Here is a 25,180-nt window from a genome sequence, read left to right as displayed (position 1 = left end):
TTAATGAATAGTGCAAAATTCACAAATTCGTAATATGCTTTAGTGCGATAGAGAATTAGCATGGTATACCAGGAGAATAAATTGACAATCTTTTAACGGAAAACGCCAAAAACAGTTGCAGATTGGAAAGAAAGGATATATAATATAATTGGCAAAAATTTGGTTTTACTTTTTTGAAAAAACCCAACTTATAATATGAAGAAAATGGAGGGCTAGACTATGGGCAACATGGCAACAGAAAGTGCAGCAAGTGCAAGAATCGCTTCTTTACTTGATGCAGGAAGCTTTGTTGAAATCGGTGGCGCAGTGACTGCCAGAAATACTGATTTTAACATGCAGGAAAAAGAAACTCCGGCAGACGGTGTAATTACCGGATATGGAGTGATCGATGGTAATCTGGTGTATGTATACAGCCAGGATGCTTCAGTATTGAATGGAGCAATCGGTGAGATGCATGCAAAGAAGATTGCCAATATCTATGATATGGCAATGAAGATGGGTGCTCCGGTGATCGGACTGGTGGACTGTGCAGGACTGAGACTTCAGGAGGCAACAGATGCACTGGAGGCATTTGGTAAATTATATATGAAGCAGTCAATGGCATCAGGTGTGATTCCGCAGATCACAGCAGTCTTTGGAACCTGTGGCGGAGGGCTTGCGCTTGTTCCTGCTCTTACAGATTTTACATTTATGGAAGCTGCAAAGGCAAAATTATTCGTAAATTCACCGAATGCTATTCCAGGAAACAGCATCGACAAATGTAATACAGCATCTGCAAAATATCAGAGCGAGAATACGGGTCTGGTAGACAGCATCGGAACAGAAGACGAGATCCTTGGTGAGATTCGTGAACTGGTATGTATGCTGCCATGTAATAATGAAGAGGATGCTTCTTATGATGAGTGCACGGATGATCTTAACAGACTGTGTACAGATATTGAAAATGCAACAGAGGATACAGCAATAGCCCTTGCTTCTGTCTCTGACAGTGGAATTTTCTGTGAAGTGAAGAAAGAATATGCCAAAGATATGGTTACCGGATTTATCAAATTAAATGGTATGACGGTCGGTGCAGTGGCAAACCGTTCTAAGGTATACAATGAAGACGCGGAAATAGTTGCCGAATTTGATGGATCTCTGTCTGCTGACGGTGCAGAAAAGGCAGCTGAATTCGTTGAATTTTGTGACGCATTTAATATTCCGGTTCTGACACTTACGAATGTTGCCGGATTTGCGGCAAGTGAATACAATGAAAAGCGTCTTGCAAAAGCAGCGGCAAAGCTGACTTATGCATTTGTTAATGCAACGGTGCCGAAAGTAAATGTAGTGATTGGAAAAGCTTTTGGAAGCGCATATGTAACAATGAACAGCAAATCACTGGGAGCTGATATGGTATATGCATGGCCGGACGCAGAGATCGGCATGATGGATTCTTCTCTTGCGGCTAAGATTATGTACGCAGACGCAGATGTTGCTACGATCAAAGAAAAGGCAGCGGAATACAAAGAATTACAGTCCAGTCCGTTATCTGCGGCAAGAAGAGGCTATGTGGATACGATTATTGAACCGGTTGATACAAGAAAATATGTGATCGGTGCGTTTGAAATGTTATTCACAAAGAGAGAAGATCGTCCGATGAAAAAGCATGGAACGGTTTAGAGAGGTGAGGCAAAGTGAAGAAAAAGTTAAGCGTATTACTCTGTGCAGTGACTGTGATGCTCTGCTTTACCGCTTGCGGAGGAAGTAAGGAGCAGGTACAGTATGACGAGGGCACTGTCACACAGATTGCAGACGGTTTGATTGAGAACTGCAATGGTATGGATGATGCGACAGTGGAAGAATGGAAGAATATGAGCGACTTCAAAGCAGAGCTCATTTTGACACAATATGGTGTTCCTTATACGAGAGACAGCTTTGTCGGAGCAATCGAATCCTGGTCCCAGGCGAAGAAAGACTGCGGTGAATTTGTAAGTCGCGGCGATTACGAGTTTGAAGCTTCTGCGGATGAACTTAAGGTGACTGCAAATGCGGAATTTACAGACCGTGATGCAAAGATTACGTTCGTTTTTGACGAGAATCTGTGCCTGGACAGCCTGACGGTGGATGCAAAATACTCGACGGGTGAGATTATGGAAAAAGCGGGATTGAATACGATCCTTGGTATGGGTACCGTATTTGTTGTACTGATTTTCATCTCTATATTGATCTCATTGTTCAAGTATATTCCTTTGCTTGAAGCAAAGTTAAAAAAACAGCCGGCGGCAGAGAAAAAAGAAGTATCCACACCGGCAGAGGTTTCAGTCGCAGCAGAAGAAGATCTGACGGATGATCTGGAACTTGTGGCAGTCATTGCAGCGGCAATCGCAGCGGCGGAAGGAGCGGCAAGTACAGATGGATTTGTAGTAAGAAGTATTAGACGTCGTCCATCTAATAAATGGCGTGCATAAGAATTAGAAGAATAGATTAGGAGGATAATTCAATGAAAAACTATACAATCACAGTGAACGGTAATGTATATGATGTAACAGTAGAAGAGAACGGAGCAGGTGTGACACCGGCTGCGACAGCGCCAAGAGCAGCTGCAAAAAAAGCTCCGGCAGCACCTAAGGCAGCACCAAAAGCAGCTGCAGGAGCTGGTTCGATTGAAGTAAAAGCAGGAGCTGCAGGAAAAGTATTTAAGATTGAAGCAAATGTTGGACAGAGCGTAAAGAAGGGTGATGCTGTTGTAATCATCGAAGCAATGAAGATGGAGATCCCAGTTGTGGCACCGGAAGACGGAACAGTAGCAAGTATTGATGTTGCAGTAGGCGATGCGATCGAATCTGGAGCTGTTCTGGCTACATTAAACTAATATCATACAGTGATATGATGTTATAACAACACGACTGGAGGTTAAAAAATGGAATATATAACGACAACATTAGGAAACCTCGTGCATCAGACAGCATTTTTCAGTCTTACATGGGGCAATGTGGTCATGATTGCGGTTGCATGTGTTTTCCTGTATCTTGCAATCAGACACGGATTCGAGCCTCTGCTCCTTGTACCAATTGCATTTGGTATGCTGCTGGTTAATATCTATCCGGATATTATGCTCCACGCAGAGGATGCGGCCAATGGAACCGGAGGTCTTCTTTACTACTTCTATGTACTGGATGAATGGTCCATTCTCCCATCTCTGATCTTCATGGGCGTAGGCGCGATGACAGATTTTGGACCACTGATCGCAAACCCGAAGAGCTTCCTTCTGGGAGCAGCAGCACAGTTTGGTATCTTTGCTGCATATCTCGGAGCAATGGCAATGGGATTTTCAGATAAGGCTGCTGCGGCTATCTCTATTATCGGTGGAGCAGATGGACCGACTTCTATCTTCCTTGCCGGTAAGCTTGGTCAGACAGCCCTGATGGGACCGATCGCGGTAGCGGCATATTCGTATATGTCACTGGTACCGATTATTCAGCCGCCAATTATGAAGCTTCTTACAACAGAGAAAGAACGTAAGATCAAGATGGAGCAGTTAAGACCGGTATCTAAGCTGGAAAGAATTCTGTTCCCGGTTATCGTAACGATCGTTGTATGTACGATTCTTCCTACGACTGCACCACTGGTTGGTATGCTGATGCTTGGTAACCTGTTCCGTGAATCAGGAGTTGTAAGACAGCTGACAGAGACGGCTTCCAATGCATTGATGTATATCGTAGTTATCCTGCTGGGAACTTCAGTAGGTGCTACGACGAGTGCAGAGGCATTCCTGAATATTGCTACGATTAAGATTGTTGTTCTCGGACTGATTGCATTTGCATTTGGTACAGCTGCCGGTGTAATATTCGGTAAGCTAATGTGTATTGCAACGCATGGAAAGGTTAACCCACTGATCGGTTCTGCCGGCGTATCCGCAGTTCCGATGGCAGCCAGAGTATCACAGAAGGTTGGAGCAGAAGCTGATCCGACAAACTTCCTTCTGATGCATGCTATGGGACCAAACGTTGCAGGTGTTATCGGTACAGCCGTTGCTGCCGGAACATTTATGGCAATCTTTGGTGTAGGCGTATAAGAGAGATTGAATATTAGGAGGAAAGAAAATGGCTGAAATAGAGAAAAAACCGGTAAAGATTACAGAAACTATTCTGCGTGATGCGCATCAGTCTCTGATCGCAACACGTATGACTACAGAACAGATGCTTCCGATTATTGAAACAATGGATAAGGTTGGATATCATTCCGTAGAATGCTGGGGTGGCGCTACGTTTGATGCATCTCTTCGTTTCTTAAAAGAGGATCCATGGGACAGACTTCGTAAATTCCGTGATGGATTCAAGAATACAAAACTGCAGATGTTATTCCGTGGACAGAATATCCTGGGATATCGTCCGTATGCTGATGATGTGGTAGAATATTTTGTACAGAAATCAGTTGCAAACGGAATCGACATCATTCGTATCTTTGACTGTCTGAATGATTTGCGCAATCTGCAGACGGCTGTAAAAGCGGCAAATAAAGAAAAGGCAGAGGCTCAAGTAGCACTTTCTTATACACTGGGCGATGCATATACATTAGAGTACTGGGTAGATATTGCAAAGAGAATCCAGGATATGGGCGCAGATTCTATCTGTATTAAAGATATGGCCGGACTTCTGGTGCCGTACAAGGCAACAGAGTTGATCAGCGCTCTGAAAGATGCAGTGGATCTTCCGATTCAGCTTCATACACATTATACATCCGGTGTTGCATCCATGACTTATCTGAAAGCGGTAGAGGCCGGCGTTGATGTAATTGATACTGCAATGTCTCCATTTGCACTGGGAACATCTCAGCCTGCAACAGAAGTTATGGTTGAGACATTCAAAGATACTCCATATGATACAGGGCTGGATCAGAAGCTTCTGGCTGAGATTGCAGATTACTTCCGCCCGATTCGCGATGAGGCTCTGGAGAGCGGTCTTCTGAATCCAAAGAATATGGGAGTAAATATCAAAACTCTGCTGTACCAGGTACCGGGCGGTATGCTGTCCAACCTGACTTCTCAGTTGAAGGAGCAGGGTGCAGAGGATAAGTTCTACGATGTACTGGAAGAAGTTCCAAGAGTGCGTAAAGACCTTGGAGAGCCGCCGCTTGTAACACCTTCTTCACAGATCGTTGGTACGCAGGCTGTATTTAACGTTCTGATGGGAGAACGCTATAAGATGGCTACAAAAGAGACAAAAGATATCTTAAGCGGAAAATATGGCGAGACTGTTAAACCATTCAACGAAGAAGTGAAGGAAAAAGTTCTTGGAAAAGATGCAGAAATTATTACCTGCCGTCCTGCAGATCTGATTCCGGACGAACTGGATACTCTGCGCAAGGAATGCGGACAATGGATTCAGCAGGATGAGGACGTACTTTCTTACGCACTGTTCCCGCAGGTGGCTGTTGATTACTTTAAATACAGAGCTGCACAGCAGACAAAGGTAGATGCTGAGATGGCAGATACCAAGAATGGAAGCTATCCGGTATAGAAGCGGATTGCCGACAGGAATAAATAAGCAGATAAGACCGGAAATCAAGTTAGTTTGGCTTGCTTTCCGGTTTTTTTGTCTATCATGTCGGACTCAGGGTTCTCTACTTGATTATTCTCCCACAAGGCTATATAATAGAAACGATGTCTGGTAGGAAGGTAATGCTAAATGGGAAGCAAGAATGAATTATTGAAAAAGATAGATGACGGTTATCCGAAGTTTAGTAAAGGTCAGAAAAAGCTGGCCGACTATATTCGGAAAGATTATGATAAAGCTGCATTTCTGACGGCGGCAAGGATGGGAGAGGAAGTAGGTGTCAGTGAATCGACGGTCGTTCGATTTGCGACTGCGCTTGGATATGAAGGATATCCGGAATTCCAGAGGGCTCTTGGTGAACTGGTTCGGACGAAATTGACTTCCATCCAGAGAATGGAAGTCACTTATGGAAGAATCAGCCAGGGCGAGATCCTGGCTTCCGTACTTCAGTCAGATATTGAAAAGATCAAGCTTACAATGGAGACGATTGATCATGATGCATTTGAAATGGCTGTAGATACCATACTGAAAGCAAAGAGAATCTATGTGATCGGTATCAGAAGCTGTTCTCCACTTGCCAGTTTTTTGAGCTTTTATCTGAATCTGATCTGTGAAAATGTGACGGTTGTCAATACGAACAGTTCCAGTGAGATCTTTGAGCAGTTGATTCGGATCAGTGAAAAAGATGTGATTATAGGAATCAGTTTTCCAAGATATTCTATGCGTACATTGAAGGCACTGGAATTTGCAAGTAACCGGAAGGCTACAGTCATTACGCTGACAGACAGTATCCATTCGCCGATGACACTGTATTCTTCCTGTAATCTGATTGCAAGAAGCGATATGGCTTCGATTGTGGATTCTCTGGTTGCACCTTTGAGTGTGGTGAATGCTCTGGTAGTTGCACTTTGTATGAAGAAACAGAAAGAGGTTATTACAACACTGGAGACACTTGAAGAAATCTGGGATGAATATCAGGTGTACAGTAAGGATGAACTGAACATGGTTGGAGATACGGTGAAACTGTCAGGAACATCAGCAAGAGAGAATGAGGATAAAGAAGATGAGTAAAGTACTGATCGTGGGCGGTGGTGCTGCCGGTATGTTTGCTTCTTTGGCTGCGGCACAAAGCGGACATGAAGTCCTTGTGTTTGAAAAAAATGAAAAACTGGGTAAAAAGCTGTTCATTACCGGAAAGGGAAGATGTAACCTGACCAATGCCTGTGATATGGAACAACTCTTTCGGGCAGTGGTCTCCAATTCCAAATTTTTATACAGTAGTTTTTATGGTTTTACGAATCAGGATACGATTGCTTACTTCGAGTCACTTGGTCTTCGGACGAAGATGGAACGTGGGGAAAGAGTATTTCCGATATCAGACCATTCTTCGGATGTCATTCGTGTTCTGTCAGAGCGTATGCGTCTGCTGGGCGTTCAGGTTTTCCTGAATACAACGGTAAAAGAAATTGTTGAAAAAGAAGGATTGTTTCACTCTGTTGTGCTGGAAGATGGGAAAAAAGTACAGGCTGATGCATGCATCATTGCAACCGGAGGGTTGTCTTATCCAAATACAGGTTCTACCGGAGATGGTCTTAGGTTTGCAAAAGCACTGGGACACCAGATTACGGAATGTATGCCATCGCTTGTCCCGATGGAGACGAAGGAACCCTGGGTAAAAGAATTACAGGGACTGTCTCTTAAAAATGTTAATGTGACGATCTTTGACGGAAAAAAGAAGCTCTATGATGAGTTTGGTGAGATGCTTTTTACTCATTATGGGGTCAGTGGACCCCTGATCTTAAGCGCAAGCAGTTATGTGGGGAAAAAAATGAAAGGAAAAGAACTTCAGTTGAGCATCGATTTGAAACCGGCACTGTCGGAAGAACAGCTGGATCGCCGTATTCTGAAAGAGTTTGAAGAGAATCAGAACCGGCAGTTCAAAAATGCGATCGGAAGTCTGTTTCCTTCCAAATTAATTCCGGTAATGCTTGAATTAAGCGGGATACCATTAGAGAAAAAAGTAAATGTAATATCGAAGGAAGAGAGAAGTTATTTTTTGAATCTGATCAAGCATTTTTCCATGACATTGACGGGCCTTCGTGATTATAATGCGGCAATCATTACCAAGGGAGGTGTCCGGACAAAAGAGGTTGATCCGGGTACTATGGAGTCAAAACTGGTGAAGGGTGTCTATTTTGCAGGGGAAGTACTGGATCTGGATGCGTTGACGGGTGGATTTAATCTGCAGATTGCATGGTCCACTGCATATGCGGCGGGAAACAATATAGATTAATACGAAGGAGAAAAGTATGAAGGGGAAATATCAGTTCAAATATGTAGAAACGCAGGAAGTTCTGACCGAGTATATGAAAGTGAATGGTTTACTGAAAATACCAAAAACATATCGAATGGTTGTCGCTACAGGTGGGTTGTTTGTATTGACCATTATGTTGCTGAATACGGATATTCTGAAAAGAAACATTGGAGAAATCCTGCTTTTTGCATTGAAGTTTCTGGTGATATGGGCACTCGTGTTTGTGGCTGCACAGATTGTCGGAAAGACGATTGGTAAAAAAATGGAATTTCTGGCAGCGACGGGTGATGCAGAAACAATTTATGAAAAGAGAATGCAAAAATGGAAAAAGCCGGCGGAAGTGAAAATTGACTTTTATGAAGAATGCTGGATCAGTCATGTTCATGGAAATTCCCAGACACTGCATTACAGAAATGTTGCCAGAATCATTGAAAGTGAGAAAGTGATTGCAATGATTGTGAATTCAGAAGAAGGCGGACAGAGGTTTTTTGCGATTCTGAAAAATGGAATTCTGGATGCAGATATAGAAGAATTTAAACAGTTTCTTCTGGAAAAATGTCCCGGAGTAAAAAATGGAATGGAACAGGTGAGTGTTGAAGAACAAAGCGGAAAGAAAAATAAGGAGAAATAATCATGGGATATAATGTGGCAATTGACGGACCGGCAGGTGCGGGAAAGAGTACGATTGCAAAACTGGTGGCGAAGAAAAAAGGATACATCTATGTTGATACGGGAGCAATGTATCGTGGGCTTGCGATTCATTTTCTGGATCAGGGGATTCAGGCGAATGAGACAGAAAAAGTAATTCTGGCATGTCAGGATGCTGAGGTTACAATCCAGTATGAAAATGAGGTACAGCAGGTGTATCTGAATGGAAGAAATATCACTTCCAGACTGCGGGATGAAGAGGTGGGAAATATGGCCTCTGTCACATCTGCAATTCCCCAGGTGCGTGCAAAACTTCTGGAATTACAGCAGAACCTTGCAAGGACGCAGAATGTGATCATGGATGGAAGAGATATCGGAACCTGTGTGCTTCCGGATGCAGATGTTAAGGTATTTCTGACAGCCAGTGTTCAGACGAGAGCAAAGAGACGTTACGATGAACTCTGTGAAAAAGGAATCACATGTGATCTGAAAGAAATTGAAGCAGATATTGAGCAGAGAGATTACCGTGATATGACGAGAGAAATCGCACCGCTTAAGCAGGCGGAAGATGCAGTTCTGGTAGATAGTTCCTGTATGACGATCGAAGAAGTGGTAGATGCGATCGTAAAACTGTGTGAATAATATCGAAAGGATAAGAATGGAATCATGAAGATTGAACTTGCAAAAACTGCCGGTTTCTGCTTCGGGGTAAAACGGGCAGTGGATACGGTCTATGCACAGGCGCGGGAGCATGAAGGAGAGAAAATCTATACTTATGGTCCCATCATTCATAACGAAGAAGTTATCAGAGATCTGCAAAAGCAGGGAGTGGAGGTAATCTGTGATGAGAAGGAACTGGATGCAGTTGAATCGGGAATTGTGGTGATTCGCTCGCATGGGGTTCCGAGATATATCTGTGAAAAAATAGAAAAAAAGGGACTGACCTGTGTGGATGCAACCTGTCCGTTTGTTAAGAAGATTCATAAAATTGTGGAAGAGGAAAGCTCCAGAGGAACACATGTGATTATTATCGGAAACGGTGATCATCCTGAGGTTCAGGGGATTCGCGGATGGGCAGGCGATCGTGTTACTGTAATACAGACGTTGGAGGATGCGCAGAGGTTTCAGCTTGAAGAAGGTGCAGGAAAGATATGTATCGTAGCACAGACGACATTTAACTACAATAAATTCAAAGATTTAGTTGAAATTATCTCAAAAAAGGGGTATGATATAATTGTTTTAAATACGATTTGTAATGCGACGAAAGAACGGCAGGAAGAAGCACGTCACATTGCAGAGAGAGTAGATGCTATGGTTGTAATAGGAGATAAGCGTAGTTCAAATACTCAGAAGTTATTTGAAATCTGTAAAGAAGAATGTTTGAATACGTACTATATACAGACACTTGACGATTTGGATATGAATCAATTAAGGTCCGTGGAAACAGTAGGTATTACAGCAGGGGCATCCACGCCCAAGAAAATAATTGAGGAGGTTCAAAATAATGTCAGAATTAACTTTTGAACAAATGTTGGAAGATTCATTTAAAACAATTAGAAACGGAGAGGTTGTAGATGGTACAGTCATTGATGTAAAACCTGACGAGATCATCTTGAATATAGGCTACAAGGCAGACGGTATCATTACAAGAAGCGAGTACACCAATGAAACAAACGCCGATCTTACAGCAATGGTTTCTGTTGGTGACAAGATGTCCGCAAAAGTATTAAAGGTGAATGACGGAGAAGGTCAGGTTCTGCTGACATATAAGAGACTGGCTGCTGAAAAAGGAAATGAAAGATTAAAAGAAGCTTTTGAGAATCATGAAGTATTGAAAGCTCCGGTCGCTCAGATCCTTGGCGGAGGATTAAGCGTAGTGGTTGATGAAGCAAGAGTATTTATCCCTGCAAGTCTTGTGTCTGATACTTATGAAAAAGACCTGAGTAAATATCAGGATCAGGAGATTGAATTTGTGATCAGTGAATTTAATCCTAGAAGAAACCGCGTGATTGGTGACAGAAGACAGCTTCTGGTTGCTGAACGTGCAGAAAAGCAGAAAGAATTGTTTGAGAAGATCCAGGTTGGCGACAGAATGGAAGGAACTGTTAAGAATGTGACAGATTTCGGTGCATTCATTGATCTTGGCGGTGTTGACGGACTTCTTCATATATCTGAAATGTCCTGGGGACGTGTGGAAAATCCTAAGAAAGTATTCCAGGTAGGCGAGAAAGTTGAAGTCATGATCAAGGATATTCATGAGACAAAGATCGCATTAAGTTTGAAATTCCCTGAGACAAATCCATGGGCAAATGCAGCAGCAGATTATGCTGTTGGAACTGTGATTACGGGAAAAGTTGCAAGAATGACGGATTTTGGTGCATTTGTAGAACTGGCACCGGGTGTAGATGCACTTCTTCATGTTTCTCAGATTTCCAGAGCACATGTTGAAAAACCGTCAGATGTTCTGTCAGTAGGACAGGAGATCACTGCAAAGATTGTTGATCTGAATGAAGCTGAAAAGAAGATCAGTTTGAGTATGAAAGCTCTTGAGCCGATTGCTGAAGAGAAAGCGGAGACAGAAGGTGTGGATGAAAGTGCTGCTGAATAATTATCAGAAAGCAAACTTTGAATACCGATTATTATGAGATAGAGGCACTGTGCCTCTATCTTTTCTATGTTAAAAAATCGACAAGATGTTTTTTGAAATATACAAAGGATTTGTCCGTATCTACTGGATAATCAGGAGGAATTCTTGTATAGTATATAAAGAGAAAAAAGGAAGGAAGGAAAAAAGGATGGCATTGTTAACATTTAAGGGTGGCATTCACCCGGATGACGGCAAGAGCCTGGCAAAAGATAAGGCGATTGTCGACGTAAAACCCAAGGGCGATCTGGTATATCCAATGTCCCAGCACATCGGCGCTCCTGCAGCACCGGTAGTAGCTGTTGGCGATCATGTTTTGAAGGGCCAGATGATCGCTGAAGCCGGAGGATTTGTGTCCGCACCTATTTATGCGTCAGTTTCTGGTAAGGTCAAAGCAATTGCACCACATCTGAATCCAACAGGGGGAACTGTAAACAGTATTGTAATTGAAAATGATGGGGAATATCAGGAAGTAGAATATCCGGCAGTAAAACCGCTGGAGGAGATGAGCAAGGAAGAGATCCTGAATGCAATTGGGAATGCCGGCGTTGTCGGTATGGGTGGCGCAGGTTTCCCGACAAGAGTGAAGCTGTCACCGAAAGAACCGGATAAGATTGATTATATCATTGCAAACTGTGCGGAATGTGAACCTTATATTACCGCGGATTACAGAACGATCATGGAGACCCCGGAGAAGCTGGTCGGCGGAATGAAGATTGTTCTGAAGCTGTTTGATAATGCGAAGGGTCTGTTTGGTGTAGAGGACAATAAGCCGGATTGTATTGAAAAGTTAAAAGAGCTTACGAAAGACGAACCACGTATGGAGGTGCTTGCACTTAAGACGAAGTATCCGCAGGGTGGTGAGCGTCAGCTGATTTATGCTACAACCGGAAGAGCGATTAATTCTGCGATGCTTCCGGCAGATGCAGGATGCGTAGTTGACAACGTAGCTACGCTGGTCAGTATCTATCAGGCAGTGGCAGAAGGAAAACCATCTATGGAGCGTGTCGTTACTGTAAGTGGCGACGCAGTAGCAGAACCGGGGAACTTCAGAGTTCCGTTTGGTATCAATCAGCAGGAACTGGTGGAAGCGGCAGGCGGATTTAAGACGGAACCGGAAAAATTGATCTCCGGTGGACCGATGATGGGATTCTCTATGTTTACGCTTGATGTTCCGGTAACCAAGACATCTTCTTCTATTCTTGGATTTACGAAGGATGAAGTTGCGAAGTTTGAGCCTTCCGCATGTATTAACTGTGGACGTTGTGTGGATGCATGTCCAAGTCGTCTGATTCCGTCAAGACTTGCTGATTATGCAGAACGTCAGGATGAGGCCACATTTACAGCACATGAAGGACTGGAATGTATGGAATGTGGTTCTTGTAGTTTTGTCTGTCCTGCGAAGCGTCCACTGAAACAGGCGATTGGATCTATGAGAAAGATTGCTTTAGCAAACCGCAAGAAGAAAAAATAAATCAGAAAGAAGAAGAGGTGAACAAACGTGAGTGAGAACAATTTAAAAATGTCATCTTCACCACATATACGTTCCAAAGCTACCACAAGCAACATTATGTTAATGGTAACAGTTGCGCTGTTGCCTGCTGCTTTGTTTGGTGTATGGAACTTTAAACTGCCGGCACTTGTAATGTTGATTACGACAACGGTAACAGCAGTTCTGACAGAGTACATATATGAAAAACTGATGCATAAAAAAGTTACGATCGGAGACTGGAGTGCAGTCGTTACAGGATTACTGCTCGGTCTCAATATGCCTCCTACAGCACCATGGTGGATGGGCGCTCTTGGAAGTATTTTTGCAATCCTGATCGTAAAACAGCTGTTTGGCGGATTGGGGCAGAACTTTATGAACCCGGCTCTTGGTGCAAGATGTTTCCTTTTGATTTCGTTTACGAGTCAGATGACAACATTTGTATATGATGGAGTGACAGGTCCGACTCCTCTTGCTGTATTGAAGAGCGGAGAGGCTGTAAACAGTATGGATATGCTGATTGGAACAATTCCAGGAACGATTGGAGAGACATCTGTGATTGCAATTATTATTGGTGCGATTCTCCTGATTCTGCTTGGAATCATAGATCTTCGAATTCCAGGAACATACATTGTATCATTTGTGATCTTTATCGGTATCTTTGGACATTTTGCAAATCCGGAGATTGGATTCTTTGATCCACAGTATATTACAGCGCATCTGTGCGGAGGTGGTCTGATGCTCGGTGCATGGTTTATGGCTACGGATTATGTTACATCACCGATCACGAAGAAAGGTCAGTATGTATATGGTGTCCTGCTTGGTGTCCTGACTGGACTGTTCCGTCTCTTTGGTGCTTCCGCAGAAGGAGTTTCCTATGCGATCATCATCAGTAACCTTTTGGTTCCATTGATCGAGAAGGTTACTCTTCCAAAACCATTCGGTAAAGGAGGAGAGAAATAATGAATAAAATTGTAAAAAATACATTGATCCTTACAATGATTACTTTGATAGCAGGTCTTGCACTCGGTGTTGTATATGAGATTACAAAAGAGCCGATTGCGCAGGTACAGGAAAGTGCGAAAAAAGAAGCATGGCAGGCTGTATTTCCGGAGGCGGATCTGGAGGAATTTGAAGCGACAGAGGTTGATCAGGCTGCTGCTGATAAAGCAATCACCGATATGGGTGTAAACGCAACAATTGATGAAGTATGTATCGTTGGTGAAGAGGGATATGTTATCACAACGACCGATAAGGACGGATTTGGAGGAAGCATTCAGATTACAGTTGGTATCACAGCAGATGGTACGGTGAACGGAGTTTCCATTCTGTCCATCAGTGAGACTGCCGGACTTGGAATGAAAGCGACAGAGCCTGCGTTCTATGGTCAGTATGAAGGAAAACAGGCAGAAAAATTCGTAGTATCCAAAGACGGCGGTGACGGGGAACCGATCGATGCGTTAAGTGGTGCAACGATTACATCAAGAGCAGTAACCGGTGCTGTCAATGCGGCTCTCGGTTATTACCAGAATGCATTTCAATAGGAGGTAGTTAGAGATGAATAAATGTACTGAAAGAGTATATAACGGTCTGATCAAAGAAAATCCTACCTTCGTTTTGATGTTAGGTATGTGTCCGACCCTGGCGGTAACAACATCCGCCATGAATGGTGTAGGTATGGGCCTTTCTACAACGGTCGTACTTGTGCTGTCCAACATGTTGATTTCCATGCTGCGTAAGATTATTCCGGATTCTGTCAGAATGCCGGCATTCATCGTAGTCGTAGCATCTTTCGTTACAATTGTACAGTTCCTTCTGGAAGGTTTCGTTCCAAGTCTGTATGATTCACTGGGAATCTATATTCCCTTGATCGTAGTTAACTGTATTATTCTTGGACGTGCAGAAAGTTATGCGTCTAAGAATCCGGTGATTCCGTCTATCTTTGATGGAATCGGTATGGGGCTTGGATTTACATTCGGACTTACCTGTATCGGTATCGTTCGTGAGCTGATCGGTACCGGCGCAGTTTTTGGAGCACAGATTCTTCCGCTTGCAGATACAGCTGCAGGTGTGGGCGGATATGTTCCGGTTACAATCTTTATTCTTCCTCCGGGAGCATTCCTTGTTCTGGCATTCCTTGTGGCTGCTATGAATAAGATTCGTAAAAATGCAGAGAAGAAGGGCAAGAAGATTGCTCCACCTCAGGGATGCGGAACAGATTGTGCATCCTGCGGCGGATGTGAAGGCAAAGTGTTCCCAACGGGAAATGAAAAGTAGGAGGAGTACATAGATGAAAGAATTATTGATTATTGCAATTGGTTCCGCTCTTGTGAATAACGTCGTACTCAGCCAGTTCCTGGGAATCTGTCCGTTCCTTGGTGTTTCCAAGAAGGTAGACACTGCTGCCGGAATGGGTGGCGCGGTTGTATTCGTTATCACAATTGCTTCATTTGTAACAGGTTTGATTTATAAATTTATTCTGACACCGCTTGGATTCGAGTATCTGCAGACGATTGTTTTCATTCTGATCATTGCTGCACTGGTACAGTTCGTAGAGATGTTCCTGAAAAAAGCGATGCCGCCATTGTATAATGCACTGGGAGTATATCTTCCACTGATTACAACCAACTGTGCAGTTCTTGGTGTAGCACTTACGAACGTACAGAAGGAATATACACTTCTTGAGGGTGTAATCAATGGAGTTGGTACATCTGTCGGATTCCTGATCGCAATTGTGATCATGGCAGGAATTCGTGAGAAGATTGAGTATAATGACATTTCAGAATCCTTCCAGGGAACTCCGATCGTTCTGATTACAGCTTGTCTGATGGCGATCGCATTCTGTGGATTCTCAGGATTATTATAAGAGGAGGCATAACAATGAGTGTTACAGGAATTATTCTTGCTGCGGTAATTGTAGGCGGCACCGGGTTATTCATTGGTGTGTTCCTCGGAATCGCTGGTAAGAAATTTGCAGTAGAAGTAGATGAGAGAGAAGAAGCAATTCTCGGAGTACTTCCGGGAAACAATTGTGGTGGTTGTGGCTATGCCGGTTGTTCTGGACTTGCCGCTGCGATCGTAAAGGGAGAAGCTGAAGTGGGCGGATGTCCGGTCGGCGGAGCTCCGGTTGCGGCAAAAGTTGGAGAAATCATGGGAATTGCTGCAGGAGAACAGGTTCATCAGGTGGCTTTTGTAAAATGTGCCGGAACCTGTGATAAAGCAAAGCAGGAATATGAATATCATGGTCTGAAAGACTGTACAATGGTCAATATGATGCAGGATGGCGGACCGAAAGCATGTAATTACGGATGCCTCGGAGAAGGCAGCTGTGTGAAAGCATGTCCGTTTGATGCTATTCATATTGTAGACGGTGTTGCTGTAGTGGACAAAGAAGCATGTAAAGCATGTGGAAAATGTATTGCGGTATGTCCGAAGAAACTGATCGAGCTGGTTCCGTATGAACAGAAGCATCTGGTACAGTGCAGCTCAAGAGATAAAGGTAAAGCTGTAATGCAGGCTTGTTCTGTCGGATGTATCGGATGTAAGATGTGTGAGAAAGTCTGCCAGTTTGAAGCAGTTAAGGTAGAAGGAAACGTTGCACATATCGATCCGGAGAAGTGTACAAACTGTGGTGCTTGTGCAGAAAAATGTCCAAAGAAGATCATTCTTTAGGATGGGATACGGATATGAGAAATACTTTTCATCAGGTAATCAGTGATGCATATATGCGTTTGAAGCGTGATGTGAAAGATTTAAAATGGGCGGTTATAATCATAATCGCCTATTTTGTATGTCTGAAGTTATTGCTCCATAGCATGTGTCCTATGGTCTGGATTACAGGTTATCCATGTCCGGCGTGCGGACTGACGAGAGCGGGAATATGTTTATTGCATCTGGACTTTGTGGGTGCGTGGAAGATGCATCCTTTTATCTACGCTGTGATTGGATATCTTATTCTGTTTTTATGGAACAGGTATATTCTTCAATGGAATAAGGAGACATATCTGAAGTGTTTATTAATTCTGTTATTTGTTGGTATGATTGTGTTCTATATCTGGCGGATGATGTGTTATTTCCCGGGGGAGCCGCCGATGAGTTATTATTACCAGAATCTGTTCCGACTTTTTAGAGAGACCATTACAGGAATACAGGAAATCTGATTGCGGAACAAAAGTTTCTATGGTAGAATAACAGGCAGGAATGGACGAAGGAGGGAACTTTACAATGGATGAATATAATGATATGCAGACGAATCAGGGATATCAGGATAACCAGGGAGGATATCAGAATAATCCGAACGGGTATCAGGATAATTTTAATTATAATTACAATAATGGTGGTAATATGTCAGCTCCTCAACCAACGATGGACACCAGCCCGATGTCAATGGGAGACTGGGTACTGACAATTCTTGCATCATTTATTCCCTGTGCGGGAATCATTCTGTATTTCGTATGGGCATTCAGTAAAACCGGGAATGTGAACAGAAGAAATTACTGTCGTGCTAATCTGATCATTATGGCAGTTGTTATTGGTGTTTATTTCGTATTTGCATGCATTTTCGGAGCAGCAATTATAAGTGGAATGTAAGAATTCCGAAAGGAATAACTTCAGAAAAAGAGCAATAAAAATGGGACTGTTGAAATGGATTGAGTTTCAACGGTCCCTGCTTTTTAATTGTATTTCAGTTCTGGAAGTTATCAGAGTAATGAATGTTTTCATCATCTGTAATAAAAACAGCATCTACATCATCCAGCTGATTGATCAGCTCCATGCCTTTTTCATAACCGAGAAGAAAGCAGGTGGTACTGAGGGCGTCGGCGGTCAGAGACGAATCTGTGATGATAGATACACTGTAGAGATTATTTTCACACGGATAGCCGGTCCTGGGATCCAGTATGTGATGATAGAGGGTATGATCCTGCTCAAAATAGCGCTGATAGATGCCGGATGTTACAACAGATTCATCTGAGATCTTTACGGCTGTAATGGGTTCTCCGGTTTCATCAAATGGTTTCTGAATTCCGATATTATAGTCAGAGCCATCTGTTTTACTTCCTACGGCAAGCACATTTCCGCCAAGGTTGATCAGTGCGTGTTTCACACCTTCTTCCAGAAGATATTCTTTCAGACAGTCGGCGATATATCCCTTTGCGAGTGCACCGACATCAATACCTGCCTGCGGATCTGTCAGCTGTACAGTATTGCCTTCTATTATGATGTTCTGATAGTTGACATGGCTTACGGCTTCTTCGATCTTGTCTGCTGATGGGACAGAAGGATTTGCGGATTTGAAATCCCAAAGCAGGGAGACCGGTGATATAGTGATGTCAAATGCACCGTCGGATAATTCACTGTAATATATGCCGGTTTCAATGAGTGTGAGGGTTTCTTCCGATACTTTCACCGGCTTTCCTTTTGCATTGTTAATTTTGGAAATTTCGCTGTCTTCATTACGATTGGAAAACATAGTGTCATATTTCTGACATAATTCTTTACATCCTTCCAGAACCTCAGTATCTACAGAGTCCAGAATCTGTATTTTTATGACGGTATCGAACAGTGTGTCGGTATATGTCTGGTTTTCCTGTTTTTTTGAGATACTGCATCCGGACAGGAGAAGCGAAACGGCTGTCAGGATTGCAATAGAACGTCGGTATTTCATGTGGAATCACTCCTTATCAGATCGCCTGCAGATGCAGACATTAGTTTGACACAGGTATTATAGCATGGAATCTGGGAAAAATGAATCCCGGGTTACTTATTGCTGAGTTAGAATTCTTGTGCTAGAATAGGGCGTAGACCGAAAAGGGGTAGAATGATGAATCATAAATGGAAAAGAAATGATCTGATTCTGATCTTTGGGATCATCTGTATCGCGGCATTTGCCTATCTGATGCATGAAAAAATGCAGGATGCCGGTAAGGGAGTCGTGATCATAAAAGTTGATGGTGAAGAGCAGGGAACCTATCGTCTTTCTGAGGTGCAGACGATAGAAATCAATGGAGGGACAAACATCCTTCAGATTAAAGATGGAAAAGCCGACATGACAGAAGCGGATTGTCCGGATAAATTGTGTGTCCATCAGAAGGCAGTGTCGAAGAACGGAGAAAGCATCATCTGTCTTCCGAATCAAGTTGTGGTGGAAGTAAAAAACAGCGAACAGAGTGAATATGATGATATTGCGAATTAGGAGGAGATCATGAAAAGCAGAGTGGCATATTTTGGAGTTTTGACTGCACTTGCGCTGATCTTCAGTTATGTGGAGACCCTGATTCCGATCAACTTCGGAATTCCGGGAGTGAAGCTTGGATTGGCCAATCTGATTATTGTAGTGGCACTGTATAAGCTGCCGCTGCGGAAAGTTTATCTGTTATCGGTGGTTCGAATACTCCTTTCAGGATTTCTGTTCGGGAATTATTTTAGTATTCTGTACAGCCTTGCGGGAGGACTTCTGAGTTTAACGGTGATGGCGGTACTGAAACGTCAGAATGGGTTCAGTGTCATGGGAATCAGTGTCGCCGGAGGCGTTTTCCATAATGCCGGGCAGTTGATTGTAGCAATGCTGGTTGTTGAGACATTCAGTGTGGCATATTATTTTCCGGTATTGATGATTGCAGGACTTGTGACAGGACTTTTGATTGGAATACTGTCGAATGAAATGTTAAGAAGGCTGAAAAATATAAGATTTTAGGAGGAGTTATGATTGCATATGTAAGGGGAACTCTTGCGGCGATGGAAGAGGACCGGGTTATCATTGATGTGGGAGGTATAGGATATGGAGTATATATGGCAGGTCGAGCCATGGGAATGCTGCCGCGTACAGGAAAAGAAGTAAAGATTCACACATATCTGCATGTAAAAGAGGATATGATGCAGTTGTATGGTTTCCTGACGAGGGATGAATTGTCCGTGTTTCGTATGCTGATCGGGGTAAATGGAATCGGCCCGAAAGGTGCACTTGGAATTCTGTCTGCTCTCGGTCCGGATGATCTGCGGTTTGCAGTGGCATCCAATGATGTAAAAGCGATCCAGGCAGCTCCGGGGATTGGAAAGAAGACGGCTGAAAAGTTGATACTGGAACTCAAGGATAAGCTGAAGCTGGAGGATGCACTGGAACATATCTCAGATGGTGAAATGTCATCGGCTTCTGGAACTTCGGATGCAGGCTGTGCGGAAGTACAGAGTGAAGCAGTGCAGGCTCTGACTGCACTGGGATATGGAAGTGCAGAGGCTCTGAAAGCGGTAAAACAGGTTGAGATAACGGAAGATATGAAAGTAGAAGAAGTATTGAAACAGGCACTCAAAAAAATGATGTTTTAGTACAGGGTGGAAGATGAGATGAGCAGAAGAATTATCACAACAGAGAATCTGGAAGAAGATCAGAGATTTGAAAATCATTTAAGACCGCAGCTTCTGGAAGATTATATTGGACAGGAAAAAGCAAAAGAGATGCTGAAGATCTACATTGAAGCGGCGAAAGCGAGAAATGAGGCACTGGATCATGTACTTTTCTATGGGCCTCCGGGGCTTGGAAAGACAACGCTTGCAGGAATCATTGCAAATGAAATGAATGTTAATATGAAGATCACGTCCGGTCCGGCGATTGAAAAACCCGGAGATATGGCGGCAATCCTGAATAATCTTCAGGAGGGTGATGTATTGTTTGTTGATGAGATCCACCGGCTGAACCGTCAGGTAGAAGAGGTGTTGTATCCGGCGATGGAGGACTTTGCAATTGATATTATGATCGGAAAAGGTGCCGGTGCAAGATCGATTCGCCTGGATCTGCCGAAGTTTACGCTTGTGGGCGCGACGACAAGGGCAGGAATGCTGACTGCTCCGCTTCGGGATCGGTTTGGTGTGGTAAATCGTATGGAATTCTATACAATTGAAGAACTGAAGGCTATCATTGTTCGGTCCGCACAGGTGTTGGATGTTGGAATTGATGAAAAAGGTGCTTATGCACTCGCAAGAAGGTCGAGAGGCACTCCGAGACTTGCCAATCGTCTGCTGAAACGCGTGCGTGATTTTGCACAGGTCAAATATGATGGCTATATTACAGAAGAGGTTGCAGATTATGCACTGGATCTTCTGGACGTGGATAAGGAAGGACTGGATCAGACAGACCGTGGAATCTTGCTCACCATGATTGAAAAGTTTCAGGGAGGTCCGGTCGGACTGGACACACTTGCAGCTGCCATTGGTGAAGATGCAGGAACAATCGAGGATGTGTATGAGCCTTATCTTCTGAAAAATGGATTTATACAGAGAACCCCAAGAGGGCGGATCGTAACAGACCATGCATATGTACATCTGGGTATTTTGATTCAAAAATAACGAAAAACAGTTGGTTTTTATGTGAGATTAGTTTATAATAGTTATCAGAAATTATAGAAAGTTCGAGGAGGCTTCTTATGGCATCATCAAAAAACTATACGGAAGTATTAATAGGAGGCAAGGTGTTTACTTTAAGCGGATTTGAAAGTGAAGATTATCTGCAGAAAGTATCCACTTATCTGAATCACAAGATAGAGGAATGCAGTAACAGTGAAGGGTATCGTAAGCAAAGTGCTGAGACGAGAAGTATTCTTCTGGCGCTGAATATTGCGGATGATTACTTTAAGGCCAAGAAACAGGGCGGTACTTTGGAAAGTGATATAGAAGCAAAAGATAAAGAAATGTATGATCTGAAGCATGAATTGATTTCCGTTCAGATTAAGCTGGAAAATGCAGAAAAGGCAATGGACAAGCTGAAAGAAGAAAATAAAGAGCTGCAGATGAAGATCGTACAGCTTGAAACGGAGATCAAGAATAATCGTAAAAAATAGGCTGTCTTTTGACAGCTTTTTTTACTCTTTGAGGAACATGAAATGATTACGTCTATAACAGATGACTAGCAGAAAGGAAACGGGTATGGACAGCAATGTAGAAATACTGGCACCGGCCGGATCATATGAAAGTCTGAGGTCTGCAATCAGTGCAGGCGCAGATGCTGTATATCTGGGAGGAAGCAGATACGGAGCAAGAGCATATGCCAGAAATCTGTCACAGGAGGATCTTCTGGAAGCGATTGATTACGTGCATATTCATGGCAGAAAGATCTATCTGACGGTGAATACGCTTCTGAAAGATCGGGAATTGAATGAATTATATGAATATCTGCTGCCGTATTATCAGAGAGGGCTGGATGCAGTGATTGTACAGGATACCGGTGTGATGAGGTGTATCCGACAGTGGTTTCCGGATCTTTCCGTACATGCCAGTACCCAGATGACGATAACAAATGCTCTGGGGGCCTCCTGTGTAAAGGAGTACGGAATTACAAGAGTTGTACCGGCAAGGGAGCTTTCGCTGGATGAGATTTGTTCGATGAAGCAGAAGACAGGACTGGAGATGGAATGTTTTGTGCATGGTGCATTGTGCTATTGCTATTCCGGTCAATGTCTGCTCAGCAGTATGATCGGGGGCAGAAGCGGCAACCGGGGACAGTGTGCACAGCCATGCCGTCTTCCATACCGTGTACAGGGGAGAAAGCCGGAAGATATTATGAGTCTGAAGGATCTGTGTACCATTGATTTCCTTCCGGAACTGATAGAGGCCGGGATAGACTCTTTTAAAATCGAGGGCAGAATGAAGCAGCCGGATTATGTCTATACGGTTGTTAAAATGTATCGGAAGTATGCAGATCTGTATTTCGAAAAAGGAAAGGACGGATATCGTGTATCTCAGCGGGATAAAGAAGATCTTCTGCGCGTATATCAGAGGAGAGGATATACAAAGGGGTACTATCATCAGCATAACGGAAAAGATATGATTTCGTTTCAGAGGCCGGGAATTGAAAAAAAAGAAGAGACAGAATGGAAAGAAGTCAAATTACAAGAAAAAATTAATGGGAAATTAATACTTTCTGTCGGACAGAATGCTAAACTGATGTTGAATTATCAGGGCAGACAGGTCATATGTGAAGGAGAACCGGTACAGGAGGCGATGCGTCAGCCGCTTGACGCAGACAGAGTGGAGAAGCAGATCAGAAAAACCGGCAACACAGAATATACATTTGACAGGCTTGTGATTCAGATGGAAGGTAATGTTTTCCTTCCGATGCAGGCATTAAACGAACTGCGAAGAGAGGCAATCCGATGTCTGACACAGACGGTTCTGGCGGAATATCACCGGGAGATCCCTGAGATGAGACCGATTCAGGACAGCAGGGAAGAAGCGGTAATTTCCGTGCAGGAGTGTCCGGAGCTTACGGTTCTTGTTCAGGATGAAGAACAGCTTGAGCAGGCGATAATGTCTGAGAGGGTTTCGAGTATATATGTGGAAAGTCTGTCCGGTATGGATGGCAGGATCATACAAAAGCTCAGGGCAGGAAAAAGACCGGGGATCCGGTATATTCTTGCGATGCCTTACATCTTCAGAGATCCGGTGATATCCCGGTTTGAGAAGATCTATGACGAGATGGTAACCATATATGACGGTGTGATGGTGCGGAATCTTGAAAGCCTGGAATGGCTGAAGCTGCATGGATATTCGAAGGAAATCCGTTCCGACTCCAATGTGTATGTCTGGAACCAGTCTGCAAAGCAGTTTGCCAAAGAGCAGGGGATCTGCAGATATACTGCACCGGCAGAATTAAATGATCGAGAACTGAAATCACTGAATATCGAAGGGGCTGCTTTGATTGTGTATGGCTATCAGCCTGTCATGATCACGGCGGGATGTATTCAGAAGAGCAGTTCGGGATGTGATGGAAAAGAAGGATATCTTTCCATTACCGATCGGTATCAGAAGCAGTTTTCTGTGAGAAAATGCTGTCGCTATTGCTATAATATCATCTATAATTCGGCACCATTATATCTGGCCGATAAAGCGGATGAGATCATGGCTCTTCATCCGGCGGAAGTCCGGTTGGATTTTTGCCGGGAAGATGCGAATGTGGTGCGGGAGATGATTGAGATATATGGAACTGCATTTTCAGGTGGAGAGACAGTGCTTACGCCAGATATGGATTATACGCGCGGGCACTTTAAAAGAGGAGTAAAGTAGGTGGAAAGTTGGTTAATATTATTGTAGAATTGTCAAAATATCTGATGATTGTATTAGTTACAGTGTACACATATCTGTGTTTTAGTATCTTTGGATATTTTGATCCGGATAAGAAGAAGAGGATGCTCAGAAAACAGAATGTGCTGATGTTTATGATCCATCTGATTGCTTTTCTGGTCATGTATCTGGAAAAGAATGATATTAAGATCCTGGCATTATATTTGATGCAGGTGACGCTTCTGGGGGCCACGATCGTTCTGTATACGGTGATCTATCCGAGAGTGTCCAGACTGGTAGTCAATAACATGTGTATGCTTTTAAGCATCGGGTTTATCATGATTACAAGACTGGATTATAATAAGGCGTCGAAGCAGTATCTTATTGCAGCCGGAGGAATTGCACTTTGTCTGATCATACCGGTTATTATCCGAAAGTTCAGGCTCCTTTCAGAGTGGAGAATTCTGTATGCCGCTGCGGGTATCGTGTCACTGGGGATTGTACTGATCGTCGGTCGGGTATCGTATGGCGCGATGCTTGGATTCACAATCGGCGGGATCAGTATTCAGCCTTCGGAGCTTGTAAAGATTATCTTTGTATTTTTTGTGGCAGCGAGCTTTAAACGTTCCATGGAATTTAAAGAGATTGTGATCACCACGGCCATTGCAGCATTTCATGTATTGATCCTTGTAGTATCAAAGGATCTTGGAGCAGCACTGATCATATTTGTGGTGTATCTTGTCATGCTTTATGTGGCAACACATCAGCCGTTATATATTCTTGCCGGACTCGGAGCGGGAAGTGTTGCCTCTGTAGTGGCCTATTATCTGTTCAGTCATGTGAGAACACGGGTGATTGTGTGGAAAGATCCGTTTGCATCTTATGATAACGGAGGCTATCAGGTGGCGCAGTCGCTATTTGCGATCGGAACCGGAGGATGGTTTGGAACCGGTCTGTATCAGGGACAGCCCGATACCATACCGGTAGCGGCAGAAGACTTTATATTTTCTGCGATTTCGGAAGAGATGGGGTTGATATTTGCTCTGTGTCTGATATTGATCTGTGTCAGCTGCTATGTAATGTTCCTGAATATTGCCATGCAGCTTCATAATATGTTCTATAAAATGGTTGCACTTGGGCTTGGAACCTGCTATATATTCCAGGTTTTTTTGACCATTGGCGGTGCCGTGAAGTTCATTCCTTCTACAGGTGTGACGCTGCCGCTTGTAAGTTATGGAGGAAGTTCTCTGATCAGTACACTGATCATGTTTGCGATTATACAGGGATTGTATATATTAAGGGAAGACGAGGAAGACGATATTGAAAGAAAGAAAAAAGAAAGGTTACGAGCAAAGAGAAGCGGACAAGAGGAAAAAGCGCAAAGAAGAAGTGGAAGCAATGCCGCGAAGAGAGCGAAAGGAAGCCAGACGTCAGGACAAGAAAAAAGCCAGAGCAAAGCGGGAAAGAAACAAAGAGTTCGCTAGGGTGACATATATCTTTGT

The 25,180-nt window shown here is 43.5% G+C and carries 27 protein-coding genes; 26 read left to right on the top strand and 1 reads right to left on the bottom strand.

Annotation, left to right across the window (positions count from 1 at the left end):
* The first annotated feature begins 219 nt into the window (after positions 1 to 219).
* The 19 genes from JQM82_RS00420 (at position 220) to JQM82_RS00330 (ending at position 17,219) form a co-directional block, all read left to right on the top strand.
* Positions 220 to 1,659, top strand: a complete 1,440-nt coding sequence (locus JQM82_RS00420; protein ID WP_235247843.1) for an acyl-CoA carboxylase subunit beta — start codon at positions 220 to 222, stop codon at positions 1,657 to 1,659.
* A 14-nt stretch (positions 1,660 to 1,673) separates the two neighbouring features.
* Entirely contained in the window at positions 1,674 to 2,447 is a 774-nt protein-coding gene (locus JQM82_RS00415) for an OadG family transporter subunit (RefSeq protein ID WP_235247842.1), read from the top strand.
* A gap of 32 nt (positions 2,448 to 2,479) precedes the next feature.
* Positions 2,480 to 2,851, top strand: a complete 372-nt coding sequence (locus JQM82_RS00410; protein WP_235247841.1) for a biotin/lipoyl-containing protein — start codon at positions 2,480 to 2,482, stop codon at positions 2,849 to 2,851.
* Positions 2,852 to 2,899: 48 nt separating this feature from the next.
* Positions 2,900 to 4,054 carry a sodium ion-translocating decarboxylase subunit beta gene (locus JQM82_RS00405; RefSeq protein WP_235247840.1) on the top strand — a complete coding sequence of 385 codons (1,155 nt, stop codon included), beginning with the start codon at positions 2,900 to 2,902 and terminating at the stop codon, positions 4,052 to 4,054.
* Between the two features lie 28 nt (positions 4,055 to 4,082).
* Entirely contained in the window at positions 4,083 to 5,498 is a 1,416-nt protein-coding gene (locus tag JQM82_RS00400) for an oxaloacetate decarboxylase subunit alpha (protein ID WP_235247839.1), read from the top strand.
* Between the two features lie 168 nt (positions 5,499 to 5,666).
* Entirely contained in the window at positions 5,667 to 6,605 is a 939-nt protein-coding gene (locus tag JQM82_RS00395) for a MurR/RpiR family transcriptional regulator (RefSeq protein WP_235247838.1), read from the top strand.
* Entirely contained in the window at positions 6,598 to 7,827 is a 1,230-nt protein-coding gene (locus JQM82_RS00390) for an NAD(P)/FAD-dependent oxidoreductase (RefSeq protein ID WP_235247836.1), read from the top strand. The genes JQM82_RS00395 and JQM82_RS00390 overlap by 8 nt, the downstream gene beginning before the upstream one ends.
* A 16-nt stretch (positions 7,828 to 7,843) precedes the next feature.
* Complete coding sequence (locus JQM82_RS00385; protein WP_235247834.1) at positions 7,844 to 8,479, top strand: YcxB family protein; 636 nt, start codon at positions 7,844 to 7,846, stop codon at positions 8,477 to 8,479.
* Positions 8,480 to 8,481: 2 nt separating this feature from the next.
* Positions 8,482 to 9,138, top strand: a complete 657-nt coding sequence (cmk, locus tag JQM82_RS00380) for a (d)CMP kinase (protein ID WP_235247832.1) — start codon at positions 8,482 to 8,484, stop codon at positions 9,136 to 9,138.
* A 24-nt stretch (positions 9,139 to 9,162) separates the two neighbouring features.
* The gene (ispH, locus tag JQM82_RS00375; RefSeq protein WP_235247830.1) at positions 9,163 to 10,020 is read left to right on the top strand and encodes a 4-hydroxy-3-methylbut-2-enyl diphosphate reductase; all 858 of its coding nucleotides are present in this window, start codon (positions 9,163 to 9,165) and stop codon (positions 10,018 to 10,020) included.
* Entirely contained in the window at positions 10,001 to 11,104 is a 1,104-nt protein-coding gene (rpsA, locus tag JQM82_RS00370) for a 30S ribosomal protein S1 (RefSeq protein WP_235247829.1), read from the top strand. The genes ispH and rpsA overlap by 20 nt, the downstream gene beginning before the upstream one ends.
* A gap of 187 nt (positions 11,105 to 11,291) precedes the next feature.
* Positions 11,292 to 12,614 (top strand): electron transport complex subunit RsxC, encoded by a 1,323-nt coding sequence (gene rsxC, locus JQM82_RS00365; RefSeq protein ID WP_235247828.1) that lies wholly within the window; start codon positions 11,292 to 11,294, stop codon positions 12,612 to 12,614.
* Between the two features lie 48 nt (positions 12,615 to 12,662).
* The gene (locus tag JQM82_RS00360) at positions 12,663 to 13,592 is read left to right on the top strand and encodes an RnfABCDGE type electron transport complex subunit D (protein ID WP_268827626.1); all 930 of its coding nucleotides are present in this window, start codon (positions 12,663 to 12,665) and stop codon (positions 13,590 to 13,592) included.
* Complete coding sequence (locus tag JQM82_RS00355) at positions 13,592 to 14,173, top strand: RnfABCDGE type electron transport complex subunit G (protein ID WP_235247827.1); 582 nt, start codon at positions 13,592 to 13,594, stop codon at positions 14,171 to 14,173. The genes JQM82_RS00360 and JQM82_RS00355 overlap by 1 nt, the downstream gene beginning before the upstream one ends.
* A 13-nt stretch (positions 14,174 to 14,186) precedes the next feature.
* The gene (rsxE, locus tag JQM82_RS00350) at positions 14,187 to 14,906 is read left to right on the top strand and encodes an electron transport complex subunit RsxE (protein ID WP_235247826.1); all 720 of its coding nucleotides are present in this window, start codon (positions 14,187 to 14,189) and stop codon (positions 14,904 to 14,906) included.
* Positions 14,907 to 14,919: 13 nt separating this feature from the next.
* Entirely contained in the window at positions 14,920 to 15,495 is a 576-nt protein-coding gene (locus tag JQM82_RS00345) for an electron transport complex protein RnfA (protein WP_235247825.1), read from the top strand.
* Between the two features lie 14 nt (positions 15,496 to 15,509).
* Positions 15,510 to 16,301 (top strand): RnfABCDGE type electron transport complex subunit B, encoded by a 792-nt coding sequence (locus tag JQM82_RS00340; protein WP_235247824.1) that lies wholly within the window; start codon positions 15,510 to 15,512, stop codon positions 16,299 to 16,301.
* Between the two features lie 14 nt (positions 16,302 to 16,315).
* On the top strand, positions 16,316 to 16,789 hold the full coding sequence (locus JQM82_RS00335; protein ID WP_235247823.1) for a DUF2752 domain-containing protein: 474 nt from the start codon (positions 16,316 to 16,318) through the stop codon (positions 16,787 to 16,789).
* Between the two features lie 64 nt (positions 16,790 to 16,853).
* Positions 16,854 to 17,219 (top strand): hypothetical protein, encoded by a 366-nt coding sequence (locus JQM82_RS00330; protein WP_235247822.1) that lies wholly within the window; start codon positions 16,854 to 16,856, stop codon positions 17,217 to 17,219.
* Between the two features lie 94 nt (positions 17,220 to 17,313).
* Here JQM82_RS00330 and JQM82_RS00325 read toward each other — a convergent pair whose 3' ends face one another.
* Positions 17,314 to 18,294 carry an FAD:protein FMN transferase gene (locus tag JQM82_RS00325; protein WP_235247820.1) on the bottom strand — a complete coding sequence of 327 codons (981 nt, stop codon included), beginning with the start codon at positions 18,292 to 18,294 and terminating at the stop codon, positions 17,314 to 17,316.
* A gap of 153 nt (positions 18,295 to 18,447) precedes the next feature.
* On the opposite strand from JQM82_RS00325, the gene JQM82_RS00320 reads away from it, so the two are divergent.
* From JQM82_RS00320 to JQM82_RS00290, 7 genes are all read left to right on the top strand, one after another.
* On the top strand, positions 18,448 to 18,822 hold the full coding sequence (locus tag JQM82_RS00320; RefSeq protein WP_328284188.1) for a NusG domain II-containing protein: 375 nt from the start codon (positions 18,448 to 18,450) through the stop codon (positions 18,820 to 18,822).
* A 9-nt stretch (positions 18,823 to 18,831) separates the two neighbouring features.
* Positions 18,832 to 19,323, top strand: coding sequence for a Gx transporter family protein (locus JQM82_RS00315; RefSeq protein WP_235247818.1), 492 nt, complete (start codon positions 18,832 to 18,834; stop codon positions 19,321 to 19,323).
* A gap of 8 nt (positions 19,324 to 19,331) precedes the next feature.
* Positions 19,332 to 19,952: a Holliday junction branch migration protein RuvA gene (ruvA, locus tag JQM82_RS00310; RefSeq protein ID WP_235247816.1), complete on the top strand. Its 621-nt coding sequence runs from the start codon at positions 19,332 to 19,334 to the stop codon at positions 19,950 to 19,952.
* 18 nt (positions 19,953 to 19,970) lie between these two features.
* A complete protein-coding gene (gene ruvB, locus JQM82_RS00305) occupies positions 19,971 to 20,969 on the top strand; it encodes a Holliday junction branch migration DNA helicase RuvB (RefSeq protein ID WP_235247814.1) in 999 nt (332 codons plus the stop codon).
* Between the two features lie 77 nt (positions 20,970 to 21,046).
* Positions 21,047 to 21,460, top strand: a complete 414-nt coding sequence (gene zapA / locus JQM82_RS00300; RefSeq protein WP_235247812.1) for a cell division protein ZapA — start codon at positions 21,047 to 21,049, stop codon at positions 21,458 to 21,460.
* Positions 21,461 to 21,545: 85 nt separating this feature from the next.
* Positions 21,546 to 23,681 carry a peptidase U32 family protein gene (locus JQM82_RS00295; protein WP_235247811.1) on the top strand — a complete coding sequence of 712 codons (2,136 nt, stop codon included), beginning with the start codon at positions 21,546 to 21,548 and terminating at the stop codon, positions 23,679 to 23,681.
* A gap of 8 nt (positions 23,682 to 23,689) precedes the next feature.
* Positions 23,690 to 25,162, top strand: coding sequence for an FtsW/RodA/SpoVE family cell cycle protein (locus JQM82_RS00290; protein ID WP_235247810.1), 1,473 nt, complete (start codon positions 23,690 to 23,692; stop codon positions 25,160 to 25,162).
* Positions 25,163 to 25,180 lie beyond the last annotated feature (18 nt).

Origin of the sequence: Faecalicatena contorta (assembly GCF_021531995.1) — a bacterium.
GTDB classification, from domain to species: Bacteria; Bacillota; Clostridia; order Lachnospirales; family Lachnospiraceae; genus Dorea_A; species Dorea_A contorta_A.
The sequence above is the reverse complement of the archived record's forward strand: the minus strand, read 5'-3'. Positions and strand labels throughout refer to the sequence as shown.

Excerpts from the sequence above, each read along its gene's own strand:
- JQM82_RS00420 (WP_235247843.1), top strand. The coding sequence starts at position 220 with ATGGGCAACATGGCAACAGAAAGTGCAGCAAGTGCAAGAATCGCTTCT.
- JQM82_RS00410 (WP_235247841.1), top strand. The coding sequence starts at position 2,480 with ATGAAAAACTATACAATCACAGTGAACGGTAATGTATATGATGTAACA.
- JQM82_RS00405 (WP_235247840.1), top strand. The coding sequence starts at position 2,900 with ATGGAATATATAACGACAACATTAGGAAACCTCGTGCATCAGACAGCA.
- JQM82_RS00400 (WP_235247839.1), top strand. The coding sequence starts at position 4,083 with ATGGCTGAAATAGAGAAAAAACCGGTAAAGATTACAGAAACTATTCTG.
- JQM82_RS00395 (WP_235247838.1), top strand. The coding sequence starts at position 5,667 with ATGGGAAGCAAGAATGAATTATTGAAAAAGATAGATGACGGTTATCCG.
- JQM82_RS00390 (WP_235247836.1), top strand. The coding sequence starts at position 6,598 with ATGAGTAAAGTACTGATCGTGGGCGGTGGTGCTGCCGGTATGTTTGCT.
- JQM82_RS00385 (WP_235247834.1), top strand. The coding sequence starts at position 7,844 with ATGAAGGGGAAATATCAGTTCAAATATGTAGAAACGCAGGAAGTTCTG.
- cmk (WP_235247832.1), top strand. The coding sequence starts at position 8,482 with ATGGGATATAATGTGGCAATTGACGGACCGGCAGGTGCGGGAAAGAGT.
- ispH (WP_235247830.1), top strand. The coding sequence starts at position 9,163 with ATGAAGATTGAACTTGCAAAAACTGCCGGTTTCTGCTTCGGGGTAAAA.
- rpsA (WP_235247829.1), top strand. The coding sequence starts at position 10,001 with ATGTCAGAATTAACTTTTGAACAAATGTTGGAAGATTCATTTAAAACA.
- rsxC (WP_235247828.1), top strand. The coding sequence starts at position 11,292 with ATGGCATTGTTAACATTTAAGGGTGGCATTCACCCGGATGACGGCAAG.
- JQM82_RS00360 (WP_268827626.1), top strand. The coding sequence starts at position 12,663 with ATGTCATCTTCACCACATATACGTTCCAAAGCTACCACAAGCAACATT.
- JQM82_RS00355 (WP_235247827.1), top strand. The coding sequence starts at position 13,592 with ATGAATAAAATTGTAAAAAATACATTGATCCTTACAATGATTACTTTG.
- rsxE (WP_235247826.1), top strand. The coding sequence starts at position 14,187 with ATGAATAAATGTACTGAAAGAGTATATAACGGTCTGATCAAAGAAAAT.
- JQM82_RS00345 (WP_235247825.1), top strand. The coding sequence starts at position 14,920 with ATGAAAGAATTATTGATTATTGCAATTGGTTCCGCTCTTGTGAATAAC.
- JQM82_RS00340 (WP_235247824.1), top strand. The coding sequence starts at position 15,510 with ATGAGTGTTACAGGAATTATTCTTGCTGCGGTAATTGTAGGCGGCACC.
- JQM82_RS00335 (WP_235247823.1), top strand. The coding sequence starts at position 16,316 with ATGAGAAATACTTTTCATCAGGTAATCAGTGATGCATATATGCGTTTG.
- JQM82_RS00330 (WP_235247822.1), top strand. The coding sequence starts at position 16,854 with ATGGATGAATATAATGATATGCAGACGAATCAGGGATATCAGGATAAC.
- JQM82_RS00325 (WP_235247820.1), bottom strand. The coding sequence starts at position 18,294 with ATGAAATACCGACGTTCTATTGCAATCCTGACAGCCGTTTCGCTTCTC.
- JQM82_RS00320 (WP_328284188.1), top strand. The coding sequence starts at position 18,448 with ATGATGAATCATAAATGGAAAAGAAATGATCTGATTCTGATCTTTGGG.
- JQM82_RS00315 (WP_235247818.1), top strand. The coding sequence starts at position 18,832 with ATGAAAAGCAGAGTGGCATATTTTGGAGTTTTGACTGCACTTGCGCTG.
- ruvA (WP_235247816.1), top strand. The coding sequence starts at position 19,332 with ATGATTGCATATGTAAGGGGAACTCTTGCGGCGATGGAAGAGGACCGG.
- ruvB (WP_235247814.1), top strand. The coding sequence starts at position 19,971 with ATGAGCAGAAGAATTATCACAACAGAGAATCTGGAAGAAGATCAGAGA.
- zapA (WP_235247812.1), top strand. The coding sequence starts at position 21,047 with ATGGCATCATCAAAAAACTATACGGAAGTATTAATAGGAGGCAAGGTG.
- JQM82_RS00295 (WP_235247811.1), top strand. The coding sequence starts at position 21,546 with ATGGACAGCAATGTAGAAATACTGGCACCGGCCGGATCATATGAAAGT.